General features: G+C 63.2%; 24 protein-coding genes. 18 read left to right on the forward strand and 6 right to left on the reverse strand.

The genetic code is table 11. From position 1 onward, the window contains the following. Positions 1-3 precede the first annotated feature (3 nt). Positions 4-378: a hydroxyisourate hydrolase gene (gene uraH, locus FJ414_RS25460; protein WP_140647132.1), complete on the reverse strand. Its 375-nt coding sequence runs from the start codon at positions 376-378 to the stop codon at positions 4-6. 168 nt (positions 379-546) lie between these two features. Here uraH and puuE point away from each other — a divergent pair, with 168 nt between their 5' ends. The 4 genes from puuE to FJ414_RS25480 are packed head-to-tail and all read left to right on the forward strand — an operon-like array spanning position 547 to position 3,965. Then, complete coding sequence (puuE, locus tag FJ414_RS25465; RefSeq protein WP_140647133.1) at positions 547-1,971, forward strand: allantoinase PuuE; 1,425 nt, start codon at positions 547-549, stop codon at positions 1,969-1,971. Positions 1,972-1,992: 21 nt separating this feature from the next. Then, complete coding sequence (locus FJ414_RS25470) at positions 1,993-2,868, forward strand: bifunctional allantoicase/(S)-ureidoglycine aminohydrolase (protein ID WP_140647134.1); 876 nt, start codon at positions 1,993-1,995, stop codon at positions 2,866-2,868. After that, on the forward strand, positions 2,865-3,356 hold the full coding sequence (locus FJ414_RS25475) for an ureidoglycolate lyase (protein ID WP_140647135.1): 492 nt from the start codon (positions 2,865-2,867) through the stop codon (positions 3,354-3,356). Before FJ414_RS25470 ends, FJ414_RS25475 begins: the two co-directional genes overlap by 4 nt. A gap of 15 nt (positions 3,357-3,371) precedes the next feature. Then, complete coding sequence (locus FJ414_RS25480) at positions 3,372-3,965, forward strand: nucleoside deaminase (protein WP_140647136.1); 594 nt, start codon at positions 3,372-3,374, stop codon at positions 3,963-3,965. A 10-nt stretch (positions 3,966-3,975) separates the two neighbouring features. On the opposite strand, the gene FJ414_RS25485 is transcribed toward FJ414_RS25480, so the two are convergent. Beyond that, a complete protein-coding gene (locus FJ414_RS25485; protein ID WP_140647137.1) occupies positions 3,976-4,287 on the reverse strand; it encodes a BrnA antitoxin family protein in 312 nt (103 codons plus the stop codon). Next, positions 4,274-4,528: a BrnT family toxin gene (locus FJ414_RS25490; protein WP_140647138.1), complete on the reverse strand. Its 255-nt coding sequence runs from the start codon at positions 4,526-4,528 to the stop codon at positions 4,274-4,276. Before FJ414_RS25490 ends, FJ414_RS25485 begins: the two co-directional genes overlap by 14 nt. Positions 4,529-4,714: 186 nt before the next feature. Between FJ414_RS25490 and FJ414_RS25495 the strand changes: the two genes are divergently transcribed. From FJ414_RS25495 to FJ414_RS25540, 10 genes are all read left to right on the forward strand, one after another. Next, positions 4,715-6,700 carry a CocE/NonD family hydrolase gene (locus FJ414_RS25495; RefSeq protein WP_140647139.1) on the forward strand — a complete coding sequence of 662 codons (1,986 nt, stop codon included), beginning with the start codon at positions 4,715-4,717 and terminating at the stop codon, positions 6,698-6,700. A 147-nt stretch (positions 6,701-6,847) separates the two neighbouring features. Next, entirely contained in the window at positions 6,848-8,437 is a 1,590-nt protein-coding gene (locus tag FJ414_RS25500; RefSeq protein ID WP_140647140.1) for an ABC transporter substrate-binding protein, read from the forward strand. Positions 8,438-8,536: 99 nt separating this feature from the next. Then, a complete protein-coding gene (locus tag FJ414_RS25505) occupies positions 8,537-9,496 on the forward strand; it encodes an ABC transporter permease (RefSeq protein WP_140647141.1) in 960 nt (319 codons plus the stop codon). 58 nt (positions 9,497-9,554) lie between these two features. After that, positions 9,555-10,376 carry an ABC transporter permease gene (locus FJ414_RS25510; RefSeq protein ID WP_140647142.1) on the forward strand — a complete coding sequence of 274 codons (822 nt, stop codon included), beginning with the start codon at positions 9,555-9,557 and terminating at the stop codon, positions 10,374-10,376. Next, positions 10,376-12,061, forward strand: a complete 1,686-nt coding sequence (locus FJ414_RS25515) for an ABC transporter ATP-binding protein (RefSeq protein ID WP_140647143.1) — start codon at positions 10,376-10,378, stop codon at positions 12,059-12,061. Before FJ414_RS25510 ends, FJ414_RS25515 begins: the two co-directional genes overlap by 1 nt. Positions 12,062-12,176: 115 nt before the next feature. Beyond that, positions 12,177-13,766, forward strand: coding sequence for an ABC transporter substrate-binding protein (locus FJ414_RS25520; protein ID WP_140647144.1), 1,590 nt, complete (start codon positions 12,177-12,179; stop codon positions 13,764-13,766). Between the two features lie 81 nt (positions 13,767-13,847). Continuing rightward, positions 13,848-14,687, forward strand: coding sequence for an alkaline phosphatase family protein (locus tag FJ414_RS25525; protein ID WP_140647145.1), 840 nt, complete (start codon positions 13,848-13,850; stop codon positions 14,685-14,687). A gap of 392 nt (positions 14,688-15,079) precedes the next feature. Then, positions 15,080-15,646 (forward strand): sigma-70 family RNA polymerase sigma factor, encoded by a 567-nt coding sequence (locus FJ414_RS25530; protein ID WP_140647146.1) that lies wholly within the window; start codon positions 15,080-15,082, stop codon positions 15,644-15,646. Further along, positions 15,643-16,311, forward strand: a complete 669-nt coding sequence (locus FJ414_RS25535; protein ID WP_140647147.1) for an anti-sigma factor — start codon at positions 15,643-15,645, stop codon at positions 16,309-16,311. The genes FJ414_RS25530 and FJ414_RS25535 overlap by 4 nt, the downstream gene beginning before the upstream one ends. After that, entirely contained in the window at positions 16,301-17,761 is a 1,461-nt protein-coding gene (locus tag FJ414_RS25540) for a S8 family serine peptidase (protein ID WP_140647148.1), read from the forward strand. Before FJ414_RS25535 ends, FJ414_RS25540 begins: the two co-directional genes overlap by 11 nt. 43 nt (positions 17,762-17,804) lie before the next feature. Here the strand turns inward: FJ414_RS25540 and FJ414_RS25545 are convergent, their stop codons facing one another. The 3 genes from FJ414_RS25545 to FJ414_RS25555 form a co-directional block, all read right to left on the reverse strand. Beyond that, positions 17,805-19,151, reverse strand: coding sequence for an FAD-binding oxidoreductase (locus tag FJ414_RS25545; RefSeq protein WP_140647149.1), 1,347 nt, complete (start codon positions 19,149-19,151; stop codon positions 17,805-17,807). 237 nt (positions 19,152-19,388) lie between these two features. Beyond that, complete coding sequence (locus tag FJ414_RS25550; RefSeq protein WP_140647150.1) at positions 19,389-19,883, reverse strand: DUF417 family protein; 495 nt, start codon at positions 19,881-19,883, stop codon at positions 19,389-19,391. Between the two features lie 348 nt (positions 19,884-20,231). After that, positions 20,232-21,254, reverse strand: coding sequence for a substrate-binding domain-containing protein (locus FJ414_RS25555; RefSeq protein WP_140647151.1), 1,023 nt, complete (start codon positions 21,252-21,254; stop codon positions 20,232-20,234). Positions 21,255-21,613: 359 nt separating this feature from the next. On the opposite strand from FJ414_RS25555, the gene FJ414_RS25560 reads away from it, so the two are divergent. From FJ414_RS25560 to FJ414_RS25575, 4 genes are all read left to right on the forward strand, one after another. Then, positions 21,614-22,969 (forward strand): ABC transporter substrate-binding protein, encoded by a 1,356-nt coding sequence (locus FJ414_RS25560; protein ID WP_140647152.1) that lies wholly within the window; start codon positions 21,614-21,616, stop codon positions 22,967-22,969. Positions 22,970-23,135: 166 nt separating this feature from the next. Beyond that, the gene (locus FJ414_RS25565; protein ID WP_140647153.1) at positions 23,136-24,149 is read left to right on the forward strand and encodes a sugar ABC transporter permease; all 1,014 of its coding nucleotides are present in this window, start codon (positions 23,136-23,138) and stop codon (positions 24,147-24,149) included. Between the two features lies 1 nt (position 24,150). Then, a complete protein-coding gene (locus FJ414_RS25570) occupies positions 24,151-25,305 on the forward strand; it encodes a carbohydrate ABC transporter permease (RefSeq protein ID WP_140647154.1) in 1,155 nt (384 codons plus the stop codon). A 4-nt stretch (positions 25,306-25,309) separates the two neighbouring features. Further along, on the forward strand, positions 25,310-26,974 hold the full coding sequence (locus FJ414_RS25575; RefSeq protein ID WP_140647155.1) for an alpha-glucosidase: 1,665 nt from the start codon (positions 25,310-25,312) through the stop codon (positions 26,972-26,974). The last annotated feature ends 14 nt before the right edge of the window (positions 26,975-26,988 follow it).

Consider the following 26,988-nt stretch of genomic DNA (forward strand, 5'->3'; position numbering starts at 1 on the left):
GTCTCAGCTCCCCCGATAGGTCGAGTAGCCATAGGGCGAAATCAAGAGCGGGACGTGATAATGCCGCTGCTCCGCCATGCCGAAGCGGATCGGCACGATATCGAGAAAGGCGGGTTGGGGCAGGTCGATACCCTGGCCGCGCAGATAGTCGCCAGCGGCGAAGACCAACTCATATTCGCCGGTAAGGAAATCGGCGTCGGCCAGCAGCGGCGCGTCGCAGCGGCCGTCGTCATTGGTGGTCACGGTCTTGAGACGCGTGCGGCTTTGGCCTTCGATGCGGAAAAGCTCGATCGACAGTCCTTTTGCCGGCCGGCCGGTCGCGGTGTCAAGCACATGGGTCGTCAGACGCCCGCCATCGGCTTTCGACGTTTCTGCCACTGGCCGCCTCCCATCCCGATACGTTTCAGATCGATTGTGCGCCAATTAAAGGCGATGCATAAGCCCCGGTCGAGCGGAGTGCGGCGAAAAGCACTTTCAAAAATTTTCGGGGGAATGCGTGCGCACTCCTTTCGATATCTTCATCTCAACCATCGGGCAGGAGTGGCAATGCGTTACGATCGGGACATGCGCGGTTATGGGGCCAATCCGCCGGACCCGAAATGGCCCGCCGGCGCGCATGTCGCGGTGCAGTTCGTCGTCAACTATGAAGAAGGCGGCGAGAACTGCGTGCTGCATGGCGACAAGGCTTCGGAGGCCTTCCTTTCGGAGATCGTTGGGGCGGCTCCCTGGGTCGGCCAGCGCCACTGGAACATGGAATCGATCTACGAGTATGGCGCGCGAGCGGGCTTCTGGCGGCTCTATCGGCTGCTCACCGAAGCGCAGGTGCCGGTGACCTGCTACGGCGTCGCCACGGCGTTGGCGCGCTCGCCCGACCAAGTGGCCGCCATGCAGGAGGCTGGTTGGGAGATCGCTTCGCACGGGCTGAAATGGATCGACTATCGCGACCATGCGGCCGAAGACGAGCGGCGCGATCTCGAAGAGGCGATCAAGCTGCATTACGAGGTCACCGGCGCGCGCCCGACCGGCTGGTACACCGGCCGGACCTCGGTCAACACGGTGCGGCTCGTCGCCGAGGAAGGCGGCTTCGACTATGTCTCCGACACCTATGACGACGAACTGCCCTATTGGTTCGACCGCGACGGGCTGGAGAAACCGCAACTCATCATCCCCTACACGCTCGACGCCAACGACATGCGCTTTGCGACGCCGCAGGGCTTCAACTCGGGCGACCAGTTCTTCGCCTATCTGAAGGACAGTTTCGACACGCTCTATGCCGAGGGCAAGGCAGGCCGGCCGCGCATGATGAATATCGGCCTGCACTGCCGGCTGGTCGGCCGTCCCGGGCGGGTGGCGGCATTGAAGCGCTTCGTCGACTATGTGAAGTCGCACGACAAGGTATGGCTGACGCGGCGCATCGACATCGCCAAACACTGGCGCGAAACGCACCCCTACGAGGCGCCGGCGCTGCGTCCGTCGCGGATGGAATTCGAGGAATTCGTGCATGCCTTCGGCGGCGTGTTCGAGCATTCGCCCTGGATCGCGGAGCGCGCCTACGAATTGGAGCTCGGCCCGGCGCATGACAGCGCCGGCGGCCTGCACAACGCGCTCTGCCGCGTCTTCCGCGCGGCGAGCGAAGCCGAACGACTTTCCGTGCTGAACGCCCACCCGGACCTCGCCGGCAAGCTGGCCAAGGCCAGGCGCCTGACGCCGGAATCGGCCAAGGAGCAGGCCTCAGCCGGGCTCGACGCGCTGACCGACAAGGAGCGCGAGCTGTTCTCGAAACTCAACGCCGCCTACGTCACCACCTTCGGCTTCCCCTTCATCATCGCGGTCAAGGGCAAGAGCAAGGACGAAATCCTGGCGGAGTTCGAGGCGCGGATCGGCAACAGCCGCGGCACCGAGTTCGAAACCGCCTGCAGACAGGTCGAACGCATCGCCCTGCTTCGGCTGAAAGACATGCTTCCATTGTAATGTTTTGAGGGCCAGGACCCCATGGATATGATCAAGACTGCCGAGCGAACCTATTACGCCCCGCATGGCGGCCATCCCGGCCAGAACGAGCTCTTGACCGGCCGCGCCGTCTTCACCGAAGCCTATGCTGTCATCCCCAAGGGCGTGATGCAGGACATCGTCACCAGCCCGCTGCCGTTCTGGGACAAGACGAGGGCCTGGATCATCGCAAGGCCACTGTCGGGCTTCGCCGAGACCTTTTCGCAATACATCGTCGAGGTTCTGCCCGGCGGCGGTAGCGAGCGGCCGGAACTCGATGCCGCCGCCGAGGGCGTGCTGTTCGTCGTCGAGGGCGAACTCACCGTATCGCTTGCCGGCAAAGAACACGTGCTTGCCCCCGGCGGCTTCGCCTTCCTGCCGCCATCCAGTGGCTGGACGGTGCGCAACGAAAGCGGCACTGCTGCCCGCTTCCACTGGATCCGCAAGGCCTATGAGGCTGTCGACGGCCTCGACGCGCCGGAAGCCTTCTTCTCGAGCGACCAGGATGTGGCGCCGAGCCCGATGCCGGGCACGGAGGGGCGCTGGGCAACGACCCGCTTCGTCGACCCGGCCGACATGCGCCACGACATGCACGTCACCATCGTGACGCTGAAGCCGGGCGCGGTCATCCCCTTCGCCGAGACGCATGTCATGGAGCACGGGCTCTATGTGCTCGAAGGCAAGGCGGTCTATCGCCTCAACCAGGACTGGGTGGAGGTCGAAGCCGGCGACTTCATGTGGCTGCGCGCCTTTTGCCCGCAGGCCTGCTATGCCGGCGGCCCCGGTAATTTCCGTTATCTGCTGTACAAGGACGTCAACCGTCACGCCAGGCTTGGCGGCTATTTTGGGGGCGGCTATCTTGGGGGCAAAGGGCGGTGAGCCGCATCGTCGCCCGACCGCTGACGCGCGAGAACTTCGCGCCCTTCGGCGATGTCATCGACATGGGCGGCGACAACCGCTACCCGATCAATGCTGGCAAGGCGATGCGCTATCACGACCTCGCCACCGCGGAGGCCGCCGGACCGAACGCGCGCGTGCTGATCTCGATGGTGCGCGGCACGCCCTATGAGATGCCGCTGAAGCTCACCATGGTCGAGCGCCATCCGCTTGGGAGCCAGGCCTTCATCCCGCTGTCGCCGCGACCGTTCCTGGTGGTCGTCTGCCACGACAGCGAGGATGGGCCGGGCGAGCCGCATGCCTTTCTCGCCGGTCCGGGACAGGGCATCAATTACCGCCGCAACCTCTGGCACGGCGTGCTGACGCCGATCGGCGAAGAACAGGATTTCCTCATCGTCGACCGCGGCGGCGACGGCTCCAATCTTGAAGAATTTTATTTCTCGCATCCATACGAGATCCACCTCTCCTGAAAGCTCGCGATTTCCATGACCGACATTTCGCTGATCGACCGCCTGCTCGACGTGATCGAGCACGACATCGTGCCCAAGACCGCCGAAGGCGTCGCCCATGGCAACAAGCTGTTCGGCGCCGCGATCCTGCGGAAGGACGACCGCTCGCTGGTGCTGGCCGAGACCAATAACGAGATCGAAAACCCGCTCTGGCATGGCGAGGTGCATTGCCTGAAGCGCTTCTACGAAATGCCAAAGGCCGAGCGCGTCGACACCAAGGACGCGCTATTCATAGCCACCCACGAGCCCTGCTCGCTCTGCCTGTCGGCGATCACCTGGACCGGCTTCGACAATTTCTACTACCTGTTCAGCCATGAGGATTCACGCGACAGTTTTGCAATCCCGCACGACCTCAAGATCCTGAAAGAGGTCTTCACCCTCGACCCCGGCGGCTACAATGCCGAGAACGCCTATTGGAAAAGTTTTTCCATCCGCCGGCTGGTGCGGGCTTTGCCCGAGGCCGAACGCAACCGTCTGGAAGCGCGCATCGGCAGGATTTCGACGCTTTATGACGAGCTGTCAGGCGCCTATCAGGCCAGCAAGGCCGAGAACGACATTCCGCTGAACTGACGCGTATAGCCTACCTTACCTTCGCGTTTTTCAGCACTTCATTTATCCTTGCCTGCCAGCCCTTGCCGGTCGCCTTGAATTTTCTGACGACATCCTGGTCCAGGCGGATGGAGACGACTTGCTTTGGTTTCTCCAGGGTCGGTCGGCCACGGGAACGCCTTATGCTCTCGAAAAGCTCCGGGAGCACTTCCGCGAAAGGCTTGGCTTGTGTCAGCTGTTCGTCGGTCGCCTCCCCGTCCTCGGGATCAGCAGCAATCTGTCTTTGAATTTCGGCTTCCTCGGCATCGGTAAGCCGCCGAATGTGTGACTTAGTGTTGCTCATACACGGACCTTTCCTTTCGGCTGGCATGACGCATCGAGATCACCGAGATCGCTTCGGAACCAAGCGGCTTGAAGATCACGGCGAGAATGATCCCTCCAAATTCTCCAATCGCCTTCAGCCGACCGGCCTTGGCCGGGAGGACGATTGACGTGGCAAAAAACTCGATATCGAGATCGGAGAAGTCGAGACCCCGGTTTGCGAGGTTCGTCACCCGTTTTGGCTCATCCCAAACGATTTTCAGGCGAGATCATCCAGTGTGTCTGCGTCAGGCCACGTGAATAAACGTAATACACAAATTAATCGAGAGACACAAGAATAAGCTGGATGATCGGAGGGTGCGTTCGCTAACGACCCAGGTCGCATATTTCGCTGCTCCAGTCGCGAATGGCGATTGAAAGTCGCAGCGCAGCGGGGCGTTATGCGCCCCATGAAAACCGTCACCGAATTCCCCCGAAAAGTCGTCGAATTTCCCGATATGGGCATCGCCATGCCGGACGGTTGCCGGCTGTCGGCGCGCATCTGGATGCCCGAGGACGCGGCCGACAAACCGGTGCCGGCGATCCTCGAGCACCTGCCCTACCGCAAGCGCGACGGCACCATTTTTCGCGACCAGCTCACCCATCCCTATTTCGCCGGCCACGGCTACGCCTCGATCCGCGTCGACATGCGCGGCAATGGCGATTCCGAAGGGCTGATGGACGACGAATATTCCGAGCAGGAACTGCAGGATGCCTGCGACGTCATCGCCTGGGCGGCGGCGCAGCCCTGGTGCAACGGCAATGTCGGCATGATGGGCATTTCCTGGGGCGGCTTCAACTGCCTGCAGGTGGCCGCGAAACAGCCGCCGGCGCTGAAGGCGGTGATCAGCCTGTGCTCGACCGTCGACCGCTATGCCGACGACATCCATTACAAGGGCGGCTGCCTGCTCTTGGAAAATTTCGGCTGGGCCTCGACGATGCTGTCCTATTCGTCGCGGCCGCCGGACCCGGCGATCGCCGGCGGCAATCGCTGGCGCGACCTGTGGCTCAGCCGGCTGGAGAACCAGTCTTTTCTCCTGCCGCTCTGGTTCAGCCACCAGCATCGCGACGCCTATTGGAAGCGCGGCTCGATCTGCGAGGATTTTTCGGCGGTGAAAGCGGCCGTGCTGTCGATCGGCGGCTGGCATGACGGCTACCGCAACACCATCTCCAATCTCGTCACCGGCATCCAATCGCCGGTCAAAGGCATCGTCGGCCCCTGGATCCACAAATACCCGCATTACGCCGGGCCCAATCCGGCCATCGGCTTCCTACAGGAGGCGTTGCGCTGGTGGGACCGCTGGCTGAAGGGTGCTGAGACCGGCGTCGAGGCCGATCCGGACTATCGCGCCTATGTCATGGACAGTGTGCGGCCGGCGCGCTGGCATCCCGAGCGGCCGGGCCGCTGGGTCGCGGAACAGGAATGGCCGTCCTCCAACATCAAGGTCGAGGCGATCGAACTCATTTCCGCGGGCGCAAAGCCGTCGATCGTCGCGTCGCCGCAGACCTGCGGGCTTGCCGGCGGCGAGTATTTTCCCTTCACCTTCGGACCGGAATTGCCGGGCGACCAGCGTCCCGATGACGCGCTTTCGGTTTGTTTCGACCAGCCTGAACTCGGCGAGGCGATCGACGTCGTCGGGGCGCCGGAGCTCGAGGTCCGGGTTGCTTCCGATCGACCCCAGGCCAACATCGCGGTGCGCCTCTGCGACGTGCATCCCGATGGGGCCTCGGAGCTGATCTCCTATGGTGTGCTCAATCTCACGCATCGAAACTCGCATGAATTTCCGCAAGCGCTAATTCCCGGCGAGACGGTTTCGGCGCGCGTCGTGCTCGACCAATGCGCCTACCGGGTGCCGGCCGGCCACAAATTGCGCGTCGCCGTTTCGACCGCCTATTGGCCGATGATCTGGCCCTCGCCGGAGTCGGTGCGGCTTGATCTCGCGAAGGCGACGCTGAAGCTGCCGTTGCGCCCGCTGGCGAAAGGCAATGAGGTTTCGTTTCCAGAGCCGGAAGGCGCGACACCCTGGGCGACCGAGACGATTCGGCCGGCGAATTCCGAACGCCACGTCGGCCGCGACGAGAAGACCGGTCTTGTCACGCTTTCCATAACAGACGATTTCGGCGAGGTGCGCGACCTCGACCATGGGTTGGTCAATGGCAGCATCGTGCGCGAGACATGGACGATCCATCCCAATGACCCGCTGTCGGCCACCGGAGCCACGCATTGGACGCAGACATTGTCGCGCAATGAATGGTCGGTGCGGACCGAAACTTTTGCCGAGATGCGATCGGACGCCGGCAACTTCATCGTCAGCGCCAGAATCGAAGCCTATGAGGGTGAAAAACTGGTCTTCGAGCGCGGCTTCCAGCAGGCGATTCTCCGCGCCCTGGTTTGAGCCAGGGCAGATTGGGCCAAATGCGACGTGCGATTTACGCCACGGTATGTCGCATTCGGTCTTGCCTGCCGCTTTCCCTTACGGTCATTATCTCCTCCAATAGCAAGAAACGACCCTAAGGTCGGATATCCAGAGTGAGGAACCGTAATGTCCAACGAACTCGACTATCTCAGCCGGCGAGTCGCGGCCGGAAAACTTAGCCGTCGCGATTTTCTCGGTCGCGCCGCGGCGCTCGGCGTCGCCGCCACCGTTGCCAACTCGCTGCTCTCCAAGGCCGTTCGTGCGGCGGGCCCGGTCAAAGGCGGCACGTTGAAGGCCGGCCTGCAGGGCGGTGAATCCACCAACAGTCTCGATCCGGCGACTTTCCTTAGCCAGGTTCCGTTCGCCTTCGGCAAATGCTGGGGCGAAACGCTGGTCGAGCTCGCGCCGGGCGGCGGCGTCGAATACCTCATCGCCGAAGAAATCGGCTCTTCGGACGACGCCAAGACCTGGACGATGAAGATCCGCAAGGGCGTCCAGTTCCACAACGGCAAGGAAGTAACGCCGGACGACGTCGTGGCGACGCTGAAGCGCCACAGCGACGAGAAGTCAAAATCCGGCGCGCTCGGCGTCCTGAAGAGCATCAACACCATCAAGGTCGATGGCGGCAATGTCGTGGTCACGCTGAAGGACCCGAATGCCGACATGCCTTACCTGATGGCGGACTATCACCTGATCATCCAGCCGAATGGCGGCATGGACAAGCCGGACGCCGGCATCGGCACCGGGCCGTACAAGATCACCGGCAACCAGCCCGGCGTGAAGCACACCGCCGCGCGTTTCGACCACTACTGGCAGCCCGACAAATACGGCCATGCCGATCAGGTCGAGATCGTCGTCGTCAACGATCCGACGGCGCGCATGGCCGCGCTCCAGGGCGGCCAGGTCAACATGATCAACCGCGTCGAGCCGAAGATCGTCGACCTGGTCAAGCGGCTGCCCGGCGTCACCATCCGCGCCGCCTCGGGCCGCGGCTTCTATCCCTTCAACATGTTCTGCGACACCGCGCCCTTCGACAACAACGATCTCAGGATGGCGCTGAAGCTCGCCATGGACCGCGAGGAGATGCTGACCAAAATCCTGCGCGGCTACGGCGAGGTTGGCAACGACATGCCGGTCAACAAGGCCTACCCGCTGTTCGCAGGCGATTTCGAGCAGCGTAAGTTCGACCCCGAAAAGGCGGCCGCGGCTTACAAGAAGTCGGGCCATAGCGGCTCGATCCTGCTGCGCACCTCCGACGTCGCTTTCCCGGGCGCGGTCGATGCGGCCCAGCTTTACCAGCAGAGCGCGGCCAAGGCCGGCATCAAGATCGAGATCAAGCGCGAGCCGGGCGACGGTTACTGGACCGAAGTCTGGAACAAGCAGCCCTTCTCGCTGTCCTACTGGGGCGGCCGTCCGACCCAGGACCAAATGTATTCGACCGCCTATCTGTCGACCGCCGACTGGAACGACACCCGCTGGAAGCGCCCGGACTTCGACAAGATGGTGCTTGCGGCGCGCGGCGAGCTCGACGAAGCCAAGCGCAAGAAGATCTACCGCGACATGGGCGAGGTCATGCGCGACGAAGGTGGCCTGATCGTGCCGTTCTTCAACCAGTTCGTCGACGCGACCGGCAAGGGCGTCGAAGGCTGGGTCGACAACCCGGCGCAGGAACTCAGCAACGGCCATGCCCTGATCGAGTGCTGGCTGCAGGCCTGATGAAGGATACGGGAAGGGCTGGCGTAGGCCGGCCCTTCCCCGTTTTCATGACCCGCCCGAAAGCGGGTGTCATCCCTTCTTCACCGTTGCAGGTAGCCGATGTCGTCTCCGATCCTGAGATTGGTCGCTCAGCGCGTCTTGCTGGGCCTGGTTCTTCTTTTGGCCGTTTCGGTGCTTATCTTCGCCGGCACGCAGATTCTGCCGGGCGACGTCGCCCAGGCGATCCTCGGCCAGTCGGCGACGCCGGAGGCGCTGGCGAACCTGCGCGAACAGCTCGGGCTGAACGATCCGGCGTGGCTGCGCTACGTGCACTGGCTCTGGGGCATCCTGCATGGCGACTTCGGCACGGCGCAGTCGAGCGGACTGGACATCGCGACCTCGATCAGCACCCGGCTGAAGAACACACTGTTCCTGGCCGCTTGCGCCGCGATCGTCGCCGTGCCGCTGGCGATCGTCCTCGGTCTGATCGCGGTGCGCTATCGCAACGGCTTCGTCGACAAGCTGATCTCCGGGCTGGCGCTGGCCTCGACCTCCTTCCCGGAATTCTTCATCGGCTATGTGCTGATCTATTTCTTCGCCGTGAAATGGCAGATCTTCCCCAGCATCTCGACGGTGGATGACTCAACTCCCTTCCTCGAAAGGTTGCAGGCCGTCGTGCTGCCCGCGACCGCGCTGACGCTGGTGGTGCTCGCCCATATGATGCGCATGACGCGCGCGGCGATCCTCAACGTCATGCAGTCGGCCTATATCGAGACGGCAGAATTGAAGGGGCTGAAGGCCTTCGACATCATCCGCAAGCATGCTTTCCCGAACGCGATAGCGCCGGTCGTCAACGTCGTCATGCTCAACCTCGCCTATCTTATCGTCGGCGTCGTGGTGGTGGAGGTGATCTTCGTCTATCCGGGCATGGGACAGTATCTGGTCGATCATGTCGCCAAGCGCGACGTGCCGGTGGTGCAGGCGGTCGGCCTGATCTTCGCCGCGGTCTACATCACGCTCAACATCGTCGCCGATATCGCCGCCATCGTGGCCAATCCGCGGCTTAGGCATCCGAAATGACGGGGGCATCCGAAATGACGGGCCGGATGCAAGACGACCAAAGGGGGAACTGAGGCGAATGGCGCTACGACAAATCCCGTTCACCGCCTGGGTCGGGCTTATCCTGACCGGCTTCTTTGCGTTCTGCGCCATCTTCGCGCCTTGGGTCGCGCCGCACGGCAATGGCGAGATCGTCGGCGACGTCTGGGAGCCGATGTCGGCCGCCCATTGGCTGGGCACCGACAATCTCGGCCGCGACCTTATCTCGCGCATGATCTACGGCGCGCGCATCACAATGGAGATCGCGGTGGCGGCGACTGCGCTGTCCTTCTCCCTGGGCTCGATTCTCGGCTTCACGGCCGCTGTCTTCGGCGGCTGGTTCGACACGCTGCTGTCACGCTTCGTCGATCTTTTGATGTCGATCCCGACGCTGATCTTCGGCCTCGTCGTGCTATCGGTGTTGCCGACAACCACGCTGACGCTGATCCTGGTCATGGGCATTCTGGACTCCACCCGCGTCTATCGCCTGTCGCGCGCGGTCGCCGTCGACATCAACGTCATGGACTTCGTCGAGGCGGCCAAGCTGCGCGGCGAAGGCAAGGCCTGGATCATCTTCCGTGAGATCCTGCCCAATGCGCTGTCGCCGCTGGTGGCGGAGCTTGGCGTGCGCTTCATCTTCGCCGTGCTCTTCCTGTCGGCGCTGTCCTTCCTCGGGCTTGGCGTGCAGCCGCCGGATTCGGACTGGGGCGGCATGGTCAAGGAAAACAAGGACGGCATCGTGTTCGGCATTCCGGCGGCGCTGATCCCGGCCGCGGCGATCGCGGTGCTGGCGATCTCGGTCAACCTCGTCGCCGACTGGGTGCTCAACCGCACGACGAGCCTGAAGGGAGGACGTGGCTGATGGCTGGCAATCAAGCAAGGTCCGGGCAGGCGAAGTCCGGGCAGGCAAGCTCGGGCAAGCTCCTCGACATCCGCAACCTGCGCATCGAGGCGACCGTCTATCCGCCGGGCGAGACGCCGAAGACCATCACGCTGGTCCACGATGTCTCGCTGACGCTCGAAAAGGGCAAGGTGCTCGGCCTGATCGGCGAATCCGGCGCCGGCAAATCGACCATCGGCCTGTCGTCCATGGCCTATGGCCGCGGCGGCGTGCGCATCACCGGCGGCGAGGTGATCCTCAACGGCCGCGACATCATGAAGGCCGGACCAAGAGGCGTGCGGGCGCTGCGCGGACGCGAGGTGTGCTATGTCGCGCAGTCGGCGGCGGCGGCGTTCAATCCGGCGCACAAGCTGATCGACCAGGTGGTCGAGGCGACCCTGTTGCATGGTACCGCGAACCGCGCCGAGGCCGAGAAGCGGGCCATTGCGCTGTTCAAGAAGCTTAGCCTGCCCAACCCCGAAACGATCGGCGAGCGCTACCCGCACCAGGTCTCCGGCGGCCAATTGCAGCGCGTGATGACAGCGATGGCGCTCTGCTCGGAGCCCGACCTCATCGTCTTCGACGAGCCGACCACGGCGCTCGACGTGACGACCCAGATCGACGTGCTTGCGGCGATCAAGGACGCCATCCGCGACACCCATGTGGCGGCCCTCTACATCACTCACGATCTTGCCGTCGTCGCCCAGGTGTCGGACGAAATCATGGTGCTGCGCCACGGCCGGCTGGTGGAGTGGGGCGGCACGCAGCAGATCATCAAGGAGCCGCGCCAGGAATATACCAACGCGCTGGTTTCGGTGCATGAGATCGAGCACCAGGAACAGCAGCCCGGCGCAACGCCGTTCCTGTCGGTGAAGAATGTCACCGCCGCCTACGGCGGCGGCCATGTGAAGGTCCTGAAGAACGTCTCGGTCGACATCTATCCCGGCCAGACTCTGGCCGTCGTCGGCGAGAGCGGCTCCGGCAAGTCGACGCTGGCGCGCGCCATCACCGGGCTTTTGCCGCCCGAGCAAGGCACGGTGACCTTCGATGGGCGCCCGCTGGCCAACCGGCTTTCCGACCGGCCGAAGGAGGATCTGCGTCAATTGCAGATGATCTACCAGATGGCCGACGTAGCTATGAACCCGCGCCAGACGGTCGGCACCATCATCGGCCGGCCGCTGGAGTTCTATTTCGGTATGAAGGGACGCGAGCGCGACAAGCGCGTCGCCGAACTGCTCGACGAGATCGAGATGGGCAAGGGTTTCGTCGACCGCTACCCGGCCGAGCTGTCCGGCGGCCAGAAGCAGCGCGTCTGCATCGCCCGCTCGCTCGCCGCCAAGCCGAAGCTGATCATCTGCGACGAGGTGACATCGGCGCTCGACCCGCTGGTCGCCAACGGCATCCTGAAGCTGCTTCTGAACCTGCAGCAGCACGAAAAGGTCGCCTATTTGTTCATCACGCATGACCTGGCGACGGTGAAGTCGATCGCCGATTCGATCGCGGTGATGTATCGCGGCGAGGTCGTGCGCTACGGCTCCAGGAGCAAGGTGCTGACGCCGCCCTTCGACGCCTATACGGACCTGCTGCTGTCCTCCGTGCCGGAAATGGAGATCGGCTGGCTGGAGAAGGCGATCAAGGGCCGGCGCATGGCGAGCGCCGGAAATTAGCCCCCGAAAGTCAGCCCGGACCAGAAGCTGTCATGCGGCTGCAATGCGCAGCAGGAAAGATCGGCCGCGGGCGGGTAGAGCCCGCAGCAAACCAATCTCAAAAAGGGGGCAGGACATGCAGACCGAACTCGACCATCTCGCCGCACTCGCCGGCAAGGGCAGGATCTCGCGGCGCGATTTTCTCGGCCGCGCGGCGGCGCTCGGCGCCTCGGCGGCGCTGGCTGCGACGCTGGCTGGCAAGGCTTTTGCCGCGACGCCGGTGAAGGGCGGTATCATCAAGGCCGGCCTGCAGGGCGGCGAATCGACCAACAGCCTCGATCCGGCGCTGAACCTCAGCCAGGTGACCTACAATTTTTGCAAGCAGTGGGGCGAATTCCTCGTGCGGCTGACGCCCGAGGGCGGCGTCGAGAACCTGATTGCCGAGGAGATCGGCGCCTCGGCCGACGCCAAGACCTGGACAATGAAGATCCGCGACGGCATCGAGTTCCACAACGGCAAGACGGTAACGGCGGAAGACGTTGTCGCGACGCTCGAGCGCCATGCCGACGAGAAGTCGAAATCCGGCGCGCTCGGCGTTCTGAAGAACATCAAGACCATCAAGGCCGATGGCAAGGACGTGGTGGTGACGCTCGGCGACGCCGATGCCGACTTCCCCTATCTGATGGCCGACTACCATCTGGTCATCCAGCCGAATGGCGGCAAGGACAACCCGAATGCCGGTATCAGCGCCGGCCCGTACAAGGTCAGCGTCAACCAGCCCGGCGTGAAGCATGGCGGCGAGCGCTTCGCCAATTACTGGCGCGGCGACAAGGCCGGCCATGCCGACCAGATCGAGATCGTCGTCATCAACGATCCGACGGCCCGGCTTGCGGCGCTGCAGGGCGGCCAGGTGCATCTCATCAATCGGGTCGAGCCCAAGGTCGTCGACCTGGTGAAGCGCATGCCGGGCGTCAGCATCGAGAACGTCGCCGGGCGCGGCTACTACCCGTTCAACATGTTCTGCGACACCGCGCCCTTCGACAACAGTGACCTCAGGATGGCGTTGAAGCTGGCGATGGACCGCGAGGAGATGCTGGACAAGATCCTGCGCGGCTATGGCTCGGTCGGCAATGACTTCCCGATCAACGAGGCCTATCCGCTGTTTTCCTCCGACATCGAGCAGCGCAAGTTCGATCCCGAAAAGGCGGCCGCGGCCTACAAGAAGTCGGGCCATAGCGGCCCGGTCCTGCTGCGCACTTCCGATGTCGCCTTCCCCGGGGCGGTCGATGCGGCCCAGCTCTATCAGCAGAGCTGCGCCAAGGCCGGCATCAAGGTAGAGATCAAGCGCGAGCCGGGCGACGGCTACTGGTCGGAAGTGTGGAACAAGCAGCCGTTCTCGCTCTCCTACTGGGGCGGCCGGCCGACGCAGGGCCAGATGTATTCCACCGGCTATCTGTCGACCGCCGACTGGAACGACACGCGCTTCAAGCGGCCTGAATTCGACAAGATGCTCTACACGGCCCGCGCCGAGCTGGACCAGGCCAAGCGCAAGGCGATCTATCGCGACATGGCTATGCTGATGCGCGACGAAGGCGGCCTGATCGTGCCGTTCTTCAACCAGTTCGTCGACGCCGCCAACACCAAGAAGGTCAGCGGCTGGGTGAAGAACCCGAATGGCGAGATGATGGACGGCTATGCGCTCAACGAGTGCTGGCTGAACGCCTGATATCGGGCTAGTCCTAAGAAGCGCCGCGTGTCGCCTGGCACGCGGCGCTTCTGTTTTCGATGCATGATCATGGGAACCGCCGTGGCGCTCAAATCCAAACTGCTGCTCATCATCCTCGACGGCGTGCCCTACCGGAACTGGCGCCGGCTGATGGGCAACCTCGAGGGCTGGGCGCAGTCCGGCGAAGCGCAGGTCTGGAAGATGCGTTCGGTGCTGCCGTCGACCTCGGCCTGCTGCTACGCCTCGATCCACACCGGGGTCACGCCGCAGGTGCACGGCATCCTTTCCAACGAGAACCGCTTTCGCGTCACGCAGCCGGATATCTTCTCGGAAGTCAGCAAGGCCGGCGGCAAGACCGGCGCCGTGACCCATTCCTACTGGTCGGAATTCTTCCGCTCGTACCCGTTCGACCTGGTCGAGGAGATGGAATTCGACGAGCCCGATGGGCCGATCACGCATGGCCGCTTCCACACCATGACTGGCTACAATCTCAAGAACCAGATGACGCCGAGCGACGTCGACCTGTTCGCGACGCTGACCATGCTGGCGAAGCGCCACGGCATCGATTACGGCATCCTCCACACCTGCACGCTGGACTCGATGGGCCATCGCTTCGGCCATGACTGTCACGAGATGGACCATGCCTGCTACGCGATGGACGCGATGCTGGCAGCCTTCCTGCCGCAATGGCGCGCAGCCGGCTATGAAGTGATCGTGACGGCCGACCATGGCCAGACAGATCGCGGCCATCATGGCGGCCATGACGACGAGATGCAGGATTTCGCGCTCTATTATTTCGGCCCGGCCAAGGGGCCTCAAGCCGACACGCTGCTCGATCAGCTGCAGCTCGCGCCGACGGTGCTGAGCCGGCTTGGGGTGGCGATACCGGAGACGATGAAGGCGAAGGTGTTCTTGGTTTAGTTCCCCCTTCTCCCGTTGCAACGTTGGAGATTGGCGAAGGCCAAGCAACTTCGTCATCCACGGGCGGAGCGGGAGCGAAGCGGACGCGCAGACCCGAGGATCCATTCCGTGACCTCGCGCGAAGGGTGCAACTGAGAAAGTTCTGCAACGGGATCAATGCCTTGACGTCACGGAATGGATCCTCGGGTCTGCGCGTCGCTTCGCTCCTTGCTTCGCCCTAGGATGACGAAGCAATAGGCGTCTCGGCCTATCGCCGGGAAGGAGTAGGAGAAGCGCCCCCTCTGGCAACCTCCCCTCTCTTCAGTTAGCCTCCGAAAATTCCTTGGCGGAGGATGAACCTTTTTGGACCGATCAGCGACAGAGCTTCGAGGAGCCAGGCGGCTCGACCGGCCATGAACGCGGCGACGGAAACCGATCGCGCGCTTGTTGACCGGGTCGCGAAGGGCGACCGGGCCGCCGTCCGGCTCCTGTTCATGCGTCACCACGCGCGGATCTACCGCTTCGTGGCGCGCCAGACGGGATCGGAAATGATGGCCGACGATATCGCGAACGAGGTCTTTCTGGAGCTGTGGAAACAGGCGCCCAGCTTCGAGGGGCGCTCTGAAGTTTCCACATGGCTGCTCGGCATCGCCCGCTTCAAGGGGCTGTCCATGCTGCGCAAGAAGAAGGAAGACTGGATCGACGACGACGACGCGGCGCAAGTTCCCGACGGCGCCGACACGCCGGAAGTCGTGACCATGAAGGAAGACAAAGCCGCCGCCTTGCGCCGCTTCATCGATGCCTTGCCGGAAGAACACCGCACGGTGATCGACCTTGCCTATTACCATGGCCAGTCGGTGACCGAGATCGGCGAGGTGCTCGACATCCCGGTCGCCACCGTCAAGACCAGGATGTTCTACGCCCGCAAGAAACTCGGCGAAGCCCTCAAGGCCGCCGGTTACGACAGGGGTTGGCCATGAGCGCCGCTGAAAAGATGTCGCGCCGCGACGAGATGGAAACGCTGCTGCCGTTCTACCTGAACGGCTCGCTGGAAGGCGCCGAGCTGGAGGCCGTCGAGGAATGGCTGGCCACCGATCCGGCGGCAATGAATGCGCTTGGCGAAGCGGAGGCCGAGTTCTCCGGTGCCGCCGCCGCCAACGAGGCGGTCCGGCCGCCCGCCGACGCGCTCAGCCGGTTCGCCAAGGCGCTGGACGCCGAGGCCGGCCCGGCGCGCGCGCCGGCCGGCCAATCGTGGCTCGCCAAGGTTTTCGGCCGGGTGACGGCAATGCCTGCCGGCATCGCCTGGGCCGCGGCCGCGGCGCTGCTTGCGCTGGTCATCGTGCAATCGTTCGAACAGCCGGGCGGCAAGGGCAGCGATTTCGAAGTGGCCGGCGCTCAGGACGATCTCGCCAAGCTGCCTTTTGCGCTGGTCAAGTTCAAGCCGGATGCCAAGATGGCCGATATCGCCGCCTTCCTCGGCCAGAACGGGTTGAAGATTGCCGGCGGGCCGACCGCCGACGGCGTCTTTCACCTGACCATTCCGGTGAGCAGTGCGGCCGATTACGACAAGCTCGTCAGCCTTATTGCGGCCCAGCCTTTCGCCGATACGGTGATCCAGGGAAGGAAACCGGTCGATGGCGGCTAAGGCGGTCATTCTGCATGCGGCACTCCTCGCGGCGGCGGCCTTTGCCGCCGCCCCTGCGTTTGCGCAGACCAACGATCCGAATCTTTCGCAGACCCAGGTCGACTGCCTGAACCGCACGACAGCGGCGGGCGCCGGCTGCGACAAGAACGGCGGCACCGCGAATAATGACGAGAAACCGGGATCTGGCGGCGCCACAGGCGGCGCGGTGTTCCTGCCGGCGCTGATCGTCGACCTGTTCCCGAACACGCCCGCCGGCGCGGCTCCGCAAACGCCCGCGCCGTCCAATGGAACATCGTCGTCGAATGGTTCCGGCAACACGCCGCCGCCAGCGCCGACGCCGAACGGACCCGTCGCGGTGCCTCAGGGCCTCAATCTGGCGGAGCCGCCGCGCGCGATTGCCGGCGAATTCGTGCCCGACGAAGTGCTGGTGACCGTCGACGGCGATGCTAGCGTGGTGCAGCAGATCGCCAATTCCTTCGGCCTGCAGGTGCGCTCGCAGCGCCAGTCGCGGCTGCTCGGCACCACGCTGGTGCGCTTCGGCATCACCGACGGGCGGCCCGTCGGCGTGGTGCTGGCGCAGCTTGCCGCGGACGGGCGCACGCAGCGCCGCGAACCGAACCACATCTACACGCTTCAGCAAGTGGCCGGTGTCGTGAATTACGCCTTCGACCGCATCGCGCTCGATTCAAAACAGGCGAGCGGCGAGAATGTGCGCGTCGCCGTCATCGACACCGGCATTGACGACACCAATCCGGCGCTCGCCGGCGTCATCGCCGAGCAATACGACGCGATGCCCAACGTGCCGATCGAGAAGCGCGACCACGGCACCTCGGTCGACGGGCTGATCGCCGGCGTCGGCCCGCTGGAAGGCATGGCGCCGGGCGCCAGGATCTATCACGCGCGCGCCTTCGAAGGCGGCAAGTCGACCATGGATGTCATCCTGTCGGCGCTGGACTGGGCCGCCGAACAGGACGCACGCATCATCAATATGAGCTTCGTCGGGCCGAAGAACGACCTGCTCGGCACCGCCTGCCGTAACGCCCGGGCGCTCGGCATCGTGCTGGTCGCGGCCGCCGGCAACAACGGGCCGAAGGCGCCCTATGGCTATCCGGCCGCCTTCGACGGCGTCATCGCCGTCACCGCCACCGACGCCAAGGACGGGCTGATGCCGCAGGCCAATCGCGGCGCGTATGTGTTCATCTCGGCGCCAGGCGTCGAGATGGTGGCGCCGAGCGGCGCCGGCTCCGACGTGGTGACTGGCACCTCCTTCGCCGCCGCGATCGTGTCCGGCGCCATCGCCAATCTGATCCATGCAGCGCCCGACCGTTCGGCCGACGAGATCGAGAAGGCGCTGGCGGCAACGGCCAAGGATCTCGGGCCCAAGGGGCGGGACAATGATTTTGGCTATGGGCTGATCGATACGAAAGCGGCTGAGACGGCGAAGGAGTGAATCCGGGCAGTCGACGGACTGTTGCCGACTGCGCGCGACCGGTTCAAAGAGCCGGACCTAGCCGGACAGGGCTTCCATCATAGAAGCGCGGCAGCCGAAAGCGACCGAGATCGTGCCCGGTTTCGTTTCCCTGGATCATGTCGGAGACGACGCGGCCTATGCCAGGCCCGATGCCGAACCCGTGGCCGCTCATTCCGGTTGCGACGAAAAGACCGCCGATCGCCTGGACCTGATCCACCGCGGGGACGACGTCGGGCATTGCGTCGATCATGCCGCCCCAGCCGACCTTCAAGCGAACTTTATCGAACTGTGGAAACAGGCGTTTGAAATTGCGCTCGATCGAACGAAGCTTTGCCGGCTCAGGGGCTGGGTTGAGCACCCGCATTCTCTCGAAAGGACTCGCGGAATCCGGCGCCCAATCGCGCGGGGTCGACCAGCCATCGGGGTAGCCCGATGGAGCGAACGGGAAATAGCGCGTTCCGAACGGATTGTCCCTGAGGGCGGGAAGATATTGGGTGGCGTGCCGGAATGCGTCTGGCCCCAGGTAAAGCAAGTGGCTGCCGCCTGCGGCGAGCGTGTATCCGCCATCCTGCCTGCGCCGGAAAGCGATGTGGTCGTCGGCCGCCGCACCTGAATAGACCTCAGGCATGGGTTCTGTGGCAGCTGTGGTCACCCTGACGCTGAGCTGGGGGATGGCCACGCCGTGTCTTCGCAAGAAGAGGGATGACCAGGCGCCGCCCGCGACCAACACGGTGGAGGCCCCGATATATCCCGCCTCGGTCCACACGCCTTTGACCCTGCCGGCCGAGAGTTCGAGGGTCCGCGCGGCGCAATTCTCGACGATCCTGGCGCCTTTTCGAACGGCAAGCCGCGCTAACGCCGGCACCGCCAACCAAGGTTCCGCGCGCATATCGGAGGGCGTCGTGATCGCGCCCTTGAACTTGCGCGACATGCCGCTGATGAGTTTTGCGGTTTCGTCGGCGTCCAGAAGGCGCGTGTCGAGCTCATGGATCGCGGCGATCCTCATGAATTCTTCGAACTTGGCCATGTCCTTGTCGGCATTCGCCAGGTAGGTCACGCCTGTCTGGTTCAACCCGATGTCTTCGCCGCATTCCTCGGCCAGTTGCCGCCACAGGCGGGAAGCCTCGATGACAATCGGCAGTTCATCCGCGTCTCGTCCCTGCTTTCTGATCCACCCCCAGTTTCGCGAGGACTGTTCAGCCGCGACGCGGCCTTTTTCCAGCAGCGTCACCGGAATGTTCCGGGCCGCGAGGAAAAGGGCCGTCGTTACGCCGATAATACCGCCACCGACGATCACCACTTCTGAAGTGTTCGGCGGAGGACCAGGGTATTGGATTGGATCCGCTTCGGTGAACGGGAATGTGGGCAATGGCGCACTCTGAGGAGCTGGTTGACGGTTCTGGCTTACCGTTTGTCACCGTCCAAGATCAGGAGCAGCCGAAGGCGGACCGTTGTCCCACGACAGCAAAAACAGCCCAGAAGGAGGCGGTCAGCGAAGTCGTCGGATCATGACCCACATCGGCGCCCAAGTGGCTTATCTCGCGAATGTCGCAGAGCGCTCAACCCTAAGCGCAACCTCGATGTTAGGCTCCAATGAGTATCACATCTATTGTTGTTTCCCACGTAGGCGAACCAAAGCTGTTGGAAGAGAGTTGAGAAATAAAACCAGACAAACACAGAGAAGTACGATGTCTTTGTAGAGAAACTCTCCAGCTAGATTCCACGCAATGGGATCGGTGGAGATGCTCCATACGACAACACCAGGTGTCGTAAAGAAAAATGACCAAGTGATAAAAAACGCGCCAACCCCGATCAATGCGCCCAGGGCAGACAAGACGGGCACAAAAGCCCCCAAGGCGAGAAGAACGGCTGTCGCCAACTCGATGCAACCCAGAAGATAGGCCTCGCCTCTGATTCCAAAAATCTGGAGCCAAGAAACGAACGGACTGTGTGAGATGTATAGAACGATCCCTTGCGCCGCTTGCGGTGTGAACTTCTGAATGCCGAACGACACGAAAATCAGTACCATTACCCACCTGAGGATGGCGAGCGGCCAATAAGAGCCGAAGCCTGTCTCAGCGATATTGAACTCTCTGTGCATGCCGTGTCCTTTGCCGGAAGCGATATGTCATACCAAGGAGCGGCAGCCGGCCGTGGGTTTGGCAAGCTGTCGGCTCTTGAGGGCCGTCCAGCTTACTTCGTCGGTAGCGAAATTTCGTTACATCCCAAACTCGAAGAAATGGGGTCCGCCCTTATCGGCATTATAGACCATCCCGGTGACTGCTCGTTTGAGAGCTGATTGGCATTTCGGATAGTTCTGCTCTCGCGAAATTGAGAGAACGAGCGTCACGAAAGCGACCCGACGACTGAAATGAGGCGCAAAGCTGCCGCTCGCAGTTCGGGGCGGACGTCGGCTCACTTGCGTCATTCGAGCGTTTGAATTCGCTCCCTATACCGGCGCCCCAGCCACCGATCCCCGCACCACCAGATCCACCGGCCAGACCTCGCCGCGAGCCCCTTCCTCCAGCCCTGATATCCGCGCCGCCAGGCGCTCGGCGACACGCGCGCCGGCAAGCCGGATCGAGGAGCGCGTGGTCGACAGCGGCACCGGGAAATTCTCCGGCCGCAGCCAGGGGAAGACGTCGTCATGGGCGACCAGCGACAGGTCGCCCGGAATTGTGAGACCCAGATCGCGCACGGCGCGCACGACGCCCAGCGCCATGATCAGGCTGGAGCAGACGATCGCCGTCGGCGGCTCAGCCTCCTCGAGCAGGCGGCGGGCGGCGCGATAGCCGTTCTCCTCGGTCATCGCCACCGAACGGATGTGGCGTTCGCCGAGCGTCAGCCCGCTTGCGGCAAGCGCCCGGCGCACGCCGCGCTCGCGGTGGATGGCGAAGGTCTCGCGGTCGTTGCCGTTGATCAGCGCCAGGCGCTTGTGGCCGAGTTGGATCAGCAGTCTCGACGCTTCGTGGAAGGCGCCCTCATTGTCGATGTCGAGATAGGGATAGTCGAAGTCGAAACCTTCGCTGCGGCCATGGACGAGGAAAGGGATGCCCAGCGTGTTGACCAGCGCCAGCCGCTTGTCGGCCGGCCGCGGCGAGGACAGGTAGACGGCGTCGACCTGGCGGTTGGCGACGATGCGTCGGTAGGTCGTTTCTTCGTCGTCGGCATCGGCAGGCGAAAGCACGAGGTCGAGCTCGTGCGCGCGGGCATAGTCGCCAAGGCCGGAGAGGAATTCGACGAAGTGCGGGTCGATGTCGACGGCGGCGCCCGTCGGCAGCACATAGCCGATCATTCCCGACTTGCCGGTGGCGAGCCGGCGCGCACTGGGGTTCGGCCGGTAGCCATGGCGCTTGGCCGCATCCATCACCCGGCGCCGGGTTTCCTCATTCACCTCGGGATAGCCGTTCAACGCCCGGCTCACCGTGGTCTGCGAGAGTGACAGCATATGCGAGAGTTGCTTGAGGTTCATCGGAGGCCTCCAGCCTCAAAGCGCTTTCAAATTGAATCGATCCGATGAGTGTTGGCGAGATCGCCAAGCATGATGACCTTAGAGGGCCCTAGGCGCCGTTTGAAGCAAAAATTGCTGCTGCGGCCCAAAAAACTATGCTGCAGTGCACCTTTCTCACTCTAATCCCGAGAGATTTAAATCGATTTACAAACTCTCCCACTTGACTCTCGAGCAATTCAATGGCGAGATCAAAATAGCCAAAGCGCTTTGGAAGTCTCTTCGAAAGGTTGCGGTTGCCCTTTCGCTGAGTCACAGTTCCGCGGGCGTCGGCGGACGAAATGGAGGTTTCGTCCTGTTTGTGACCACTGGGAGGACTTGCGATGAAGAAAATGCTTCTCTTGGGTGCGGCGTTTGCGGCACTCACCCTCAGCCTGCCGGCGCAAGCCGAACTGAAGTTCAAGCCGGGCGAGGATCTGAAGTTTCACTGGGCGAACTACGACGACCTCAAAAAGGTCGATCTCAAGGGCGAGACGCTGACGATCTTCGGGCCGTGGCGCGGCGAGGACGAGACGCTTGTGCGTTCGGTTCTCGACTATTTCGCCGAGGCCACCGGCGCGGAGGTGAAATATTCCTCGTCCGAGAACTATGAGCAGCAGATCGTCATCGACACCCAGGCCGGCAGCCCGCCCAACATCGCCGTCCTGCCGCAGCCCGGCCTCATACAGGATCTTGCTTCCAAGGGCGTGCTGACCCCGCTGGGCGACGACGTCGCCGCCTGGATCAAGGAAAACTACGCCGCCGGCGACTCCTGGGCCAAGCTCGGCACCTATAATGGCAAGGACGGCAAGCCCGGCTTCTACGCCTTCCCCTACAAGATCGACGTGAAGGGGCTGGTCTGGTACTCGCCCGACAATTTCGACGAGGCCGGCTACAAGGTGCCGAAAACCCAGGAAGAACTCGCCGACCTCGAAAAGAAGATCATCGCCGACGGCGGCAAGCCCTGGTGCATCGGGCTCGGTTCCGGCGGCGCCACCGGCTGGCCGGCGACCGACTGGGTCGAGGACATCATGCTGAGAACCCAGCCGCCGGAAGTCTACGACAAGTGGGTGAAGAACGAGATTCCGTTCACCGACCCGTCCGTGGTCAGCGCCATCGACATCTTCGGCAAGATCGCCACCGACGACAAGATGGTGGACGGCGGCGCCAAGGCGGTCGCGGCGACCGACTTCCGCGACAGCCCGAAGGGCCTCTTCACCGTGCCGCCCAAGTGCTACATGCACCATCAGGCATCGTTCATCCCCTCCTTCTTCCCGGAAAACGTGAAGCTCGGCCAGGACGCGGACTTCTTCCCCTACCCGCCTTACGCCTCCAAGCCGGAACTGGGCACGCCGCTGGAAGTGGCCGGCACGCTGGTGATGATCACCAAGGATTCCAAGGCCTCGCGCGAGTTCATCAAATTCCTCGAGATGCCGCTCGCGCATGAATTGTGGATGGCGCAGAAGAGCTTCGTCACCCCCTTCAAGGCAGCCAATAAGGATGCCTATGGCAGCGACGCGCTGAAGAAGCAGGGCGAGATCCTGGTCGGCGCCACGACTGTCCGCTTCGACGGGTCCGACCTGATGCCCGGCAAGGTCGGCGCGGGCTCGTTCTGGACCGGCATGATCGACCTGGTCGGCGGCAAGTCCGCGCAGGACGTCGCCGCCGACATCCAGAAAAGCTGGGATGCCATCAAGTAAGCATCCTGAAATCCTCCTAATCCTCCACCTGGATCCGGGCCACGGCCCGGATCCGACCGGCGGTCAACGCCGGAAGCCTTCGCGTTTCGATTGTTCCGAATAACCGAAAGTCGGCGCATCCGATCGCCAGCCCTGGCTGGCCGGTCATGCGCAGGGAGAGGGATCCATGGCGACTCAGATTTTCTCGGCCATATTCGTCATCATCATCGGCGTCGGCGGCTGTGTCGCCTATTTCTGGGGCGCCAACAAACTGCTCGATCTCGTCTTCCCGTCACGCGGCGTCTCGGGCACCGCCGCCGTCGACAATTTGCGCCGGCAGGGACTGGTGCGGCCCTGGCTGTTCGTCGGCCCGGCGATGATCATCCTTACCATCTATCTGATCTACCCGGTCATCGAGACGCTGAGGCTCTCCTTCCTCGATCGCGGCGGCGAGAATTTCGTCGGCCTCGCCAATTATGAATGGGCGCTCGGCGATCACGATTTCCGCAATTCGATCCTGAACAATGTGCTTTGGCTGGCGGTGGTGCCGGCGGCCTGCACCTTCCTTGGGCTGATCATCGCCGTGCTCACCGACAAGATCTGGTGGGGCACGATCGCCAAGAGCCTGATCTTCCTGCCTCTCGCCATCTCCTTCGTCGGCGCCAGCGTGATCTGGAAGTTCATCTACGAGTATCGCGGCGAGGGCCAGGTGCAGATCGGCCTGCTCAACGCCATCATCCAGTATTTCGGCGGCCAGCCGCAGGTGTGGATATCGTTGCCGTTCTGGAACAATTTCTTCCTGATGATCATCCTGGTCTGGATCCAGACCGGCTTTGCGATGGTCATCCTGTCGTCGGCGCTGCGCGGCATTCCGGAAGAGACATTGGAAGCGGCCGTGATCGACGGCGCCAACCCGTTCCAGATCTTCTGGAAGATCATGGTGCCGCAAATCTGGGGCACGATCGCTGTGGTGTGGACCACCATCACCATCCTGGTGCTGAAAGTGTTCGACATCGTGCTGACCATGACCAACGGCCAATGGAACAGCCAGGTGCTCGCCAATCTGATGTTCGACTGGATGTTCCGCGGCGGCGGCGACTTCGGCCGCGGCGCCACGATCGCCATCATCATCATGATCGCGGTCATCCCGATCATGGTCTGGAACATCCGCCAGGCCAACAAAGAGACGGGAGGGCACTGAGATGGCCGCCAAGACCGGAAAATCCTTCGCCGGCCGTTTCGGCGTCCACATCGCCGTGCTCGTCTTCGTGGTGATCTGGACCATTCCCACGCTCGGCATTCTCGTCTCGTCGCTGCGCGACAAGGACCAGATCGTCGCCGCCGGCTGGTGGAACTCCTTTGCCAGTTCCAGCCAGAGCGAGGCCGGGCGGCTTCCCGCGGCGTCGGCGCAAACCCAGAAGGACGGCAAATACGTCATCGAGGGCAACATCTTCGGCGACGGGCCCAAGCGTGAGATCAGCGCCTTCGGCGTGAAGTCGTCCGCGCCGACGCAGTACAAGGCCGGGACGGTTGCCGAGCTCAATGATGGCACCACCTTGCAGATGAACGCCGACGGCACGTTTATCCTTTCCTCGGTGAAAGCCTTCGAGGGCGACCGCGGCCAACGCGTCTATTTCGCCTCCTCCGCGCCGCCGAAATTCACCACGGACAACTACGATGCCGTGCTGTTTTCCGAAGGCATCGGCCGCTCGTTCATGAACTCGCTGACGGTGACCATCCCGGCAACGATCATCCCCATCCTCATCGCAGCCTTCGCGGCCTATGCATTGGCCTGGATGCGCTTTCCGGGCCGGGCGCTGCTGATTGCCGTCATCATCGGCCTGCTGGTCGTGCCGCTGCAGATGTCGCTGATTCCGCTGCTCAAGCTCTACAACGGCGTCGGCACCTTCTTCGGCGTGCCATCCAAGACCTATCTCGGCATCTGGCTGGCGCATACCGGCTTCGGCCTGCCCTTCGCCATCTACCTGCTCAGGAGCTACATTGCCGGCCTGCCGCGCGAGATCATGGAATCGGCGCGCATCGACGGCGCCAGCGACTTCGAGATCTTCGTCAAGATCGTGCTGCCGCTGTCCTTCCCGGTGCTTGCCTCCTTCGCCATCTTCCAGTTCCTGTGGGTATGGAACGATCTCCTGGTGGCGATGGTTTTCCTCGGCACGGCACCCGATCAGATCGTGCTGACGGCCAAGCTCAACGCGCTGCTCGGCTCGCGCGGCGGCAACTGGGAGATCCTGACGACATCGGCGTTCATCACCATCATCGTGCCGCTGATCGTGTTCTTCTCGCTGCAGCGCTATTTCGTCCGCGGGCTGCTTGCCGGCTCGGTGAAAGGAGGTTGAAGACATGCAATCGGCTTTGAAGGCGACTTCGAGACCAGACCCCGCCGTCGACCGCGACTGGTGGCGGGGCGCGGTGATCTACCAGATCTATCCGCGCTCCTACCAGGACTCCAACGACGACGGCATCGGCGACCTGAAGGGCATCGTGCGGCGCCTGCCCTACATCGCTTCGCTCGGCGTCGATGCCATCTGGATCTCGCCCTTCTTCAAATCGCCGATGAAGGATTTCGGCTACGACGTGTCGGATTATTGCGACGTCGACCCGATGTTCGGAACGCTCGCCGATTTCGACGCGCTGGTGACGGAAGCCCATCGGCTGGGCCTCAAGGTGATGATCGACGAGGTGCTGTCGCACACCGCCGACATCCACCCCTGGTTCAAGGAAAGCCGCTCCAGCCGTAACAATCCGAAAGCCGACTGGTATGTATGGGCGGACGCAAAACCCGACGGCACGCCGCCCAACAACTGGCTGTCGATCTTCGGCGGCTCGGCCTGGCAGTGGGACACCAGCCGCCAGCAATATTACATGCACAATTTCCTGGCCGAGCAGCCGGACCTCAACTTTCACAACCGGCAAGTCCAGGATGCGCTGCTCGATATCACCCGCTTCTGGCTGGAGCGCGGCGTCGACGGCTTTCGCCTCGACACGATCAATTTCTACTTCCACAGCCAGGGACTGGAGGACAATCCGCCGCTGCCGCCGGAACAGCGCAACGACCAGACGGCGCCGGCGGTCAATCCCTACAACTACCAGGACCATCTCTACGACAAGAGCCGGCCGGAGAACCTCGGCTTCCTGGAGCGCTTCCGCGCGCTTCTCGACGAATATCCGGCGCAGGCCGCCGTCGGCGAGGTGGGCGATTCCCAGCGCGGCCTGGAAGTGGTCGCCGCCTATACCGCCGACGGCAAGCGGGTGCATATGTGCTATTCCTTCGACTTCCTGGCGCCGGAGAAGATCAGCGCGGCGAAAGTGCGCGCGGTGCTGGAGGCCTTCGGCACGGTCGCCAGCGACGGCTGGTCGTGCTGGGCCTTCTCCAATCATGACGTGATGCGGGTCGCCTCGCGCTGGGCCGCCAACGAGGCGGATCCGCCCGGCTATCTGAAGGTGATCTCGGCGCTTCTGATGTCGCTGCGCGGCTCGGTGTGCATCTATCAAGGCGAAGAGCTCGGCCTTGGCGAAGCGGAGCTGAAGTTCGAAGACCTGCAAGACCCCTACGGCATCCGGTTCTGGCCGGAGTTCAAGGGCCGCGACGGCTGCCGCACGCCGATGGTGTGGGACGCGGCCGCCAAGAATGGCGGTTTCTCGACCGCCAAGCCGTGGCTGCCGGTGCCGGGCAAGCACCTGTCGCAGGCCGTCAACGTGCAACAGGGCGACGCAAGCTCGCTGCTCGAACATTACCGCCGCTTCCTCGCCTTCCGGCGCCAGCATCCGGCGCTGGCCAAGGGCGACATCGACTTTATCGAAAGCCATGGCGACACCGTCGCCTTCACGCGCCGCGAAGGTAACGAGCGGATCGTCTGCGCCTTCAACCTCGGCGGCAAGCCCGCCGAGGTCGATCTCGGCCATGGCTCGCTGCAGCCCTTGCCGGGGCACGGCTTTTCGGCACAGACTGGCACCGGGCCGGTCCGCCTCGGCGGCTACGGCGCCTGGTTCGGGCGTATCGACTGAACATTGCAACGGAA

This window comes from Mesorhizobium sp. B3-1-6 (genome assembly GCF_006439555.1).
Classification (GTDB): Bacteria; Pseudomonadota; Alphaproteobacteria; order Rhizobiales; family Rhizobiaceae; genus Mesorhizobium.

Excerpts from the sequence above, each read along its gene's own strand:
- FJ414_RS25500 (WP_140647140.1), top strand. The coding sequence starts at position 6,848 with ATGTCCAACGAACTCGACTATCTCAGCCGGCGAGTCGCGGCCGGAAAA.
- FJ414_RS25550 (WP_140647150.1), bottom strand. The coding sequence starts at position 19,883 with ATGCACAGAGAGTTCAATATCGCTGAGACAGGCTTCGGCTCTTATTGG.
- FJ414_RS25495 (WP_140647139.1), top strand. The coding sequence starts at position 4,715 with ATGAAAACCGTCACCGAATTCCCCCGAAAAGTCGTCGAATTTCCCGAT.
- FJ414_RS25510 (WP_140647142.1), top strand. The coding sequence starts at position 9,555 with ATGGCGCTACGACAAATCCCGTTCACCGCCTGGGTCGGGCTTATCCTG.
- FJ414_RS25560 (WP_140647152.1), top strand. The coding sequence starts at position 21,614 with ATGAAGAAAATGCTTCTCTTGGGTGCGGCGTTTGCGGCACTCACCCTC.
- FJ414_RS25520 (WP_140647144.1), top strand. The coding sequence starts at position 12,177 with ATGCAGACCGAACTCGACCATCTCGCCGCACTCGCCGGCAAGGGCAGG.
- FJ414_RS25515 (WP_140647143.1), top strand. The coding sequence starts at position 10,376 with ATGGCTGGCAATCAAGCAAGGTCCGGGCAGGCGAAGTCCGGGCAGGCA.
- puuE (WP_140647133.1), top strand. The coding sequence starts at position 547 with ATGCGTTACGATCGGGACATGCGCGGTTATGGGGCCAATCCGCCGGAC.
- FJ414_RS25535 (WP_140647147.1), top strand. The coding sequence starts at position 15,643 with ATGAGCGCCGCTGAAAAGATGTCGCGCCGCGACGAGATGGAAACGCTG.
- FJ414_RS25565 (WP_140647153.1), top strand. The coding sequence starts at position 23,136 with ATGGCGACTCAGATTTTCTCGGCCATATTCGTCATCATCATCGGCGTC.
- FJ414_RS25540 (WP_140647148.1), top strand. The coding sequence starts at position 16,301 with ATGGCGGCTAAGGCGGTCATTCTGCATGCGGCACTCCTCGCGGCGGCG.
- FJ414_RS25530 (WP_140647146.1), top strand. The coding sequence starts at position 15,080 with ATGAACGCGGCGACGGAAACCGATCGCGCGCTTGTTGACCGGGTCGCG.
- FJ414_RS25555 (WP_140647151.1), bottom strand. The coding sequence starts at position 21,254 with ATGAACCTCAAGCAACTCTCGCATATGCTGTCACTCTCGCAGACCACG.
- FJ414_RS25570 (WP_140647154.1), top strand. The coding sequence starts at position 24,151 with ATGGCCGCCAAGACCGGAAAATCCTTCGCCGGCCGTTTCGGCGTCCAC.
- FJ414_RS25575 (WP_140647155.1), top strand. The coding sequence starts at position 25,310 with ATGCAATCGGCTTTGAAGGCGACTTCGAGACCAGACCCCGCCGTCGAC.
- FJ414_RS25485 (WP_140647137.1), bottom strand. The coding sequence starts at position 4,287 with ATGAGCAACACTAAGTCACACATTCGGCGGCTTACCGATGCCGAGGAA.
- FJ414_RS25470 (WP_140647134.1), top strand. The coding sequence starts at position 1,993 with ATGGATATGATCAAGACTGCCGAGCGAACCTATTACGCCCCGCATGGC.
- FJ414_RS25505 (WP_140647141.1), top strand. The coding sequence starts at position 8,537 with ATGTCGTCTCCGATCCTGAGATTGGTCGCTCAGCGCGTCTTGCTGGGC.
- FJ414_RS25480 (WP_140647136.1), top strand. The coding sequence starts at position 3,372 with ATGACCGACATTTCGCTGATCGACCGCCTGCTCGACGTGATCGAGCAC.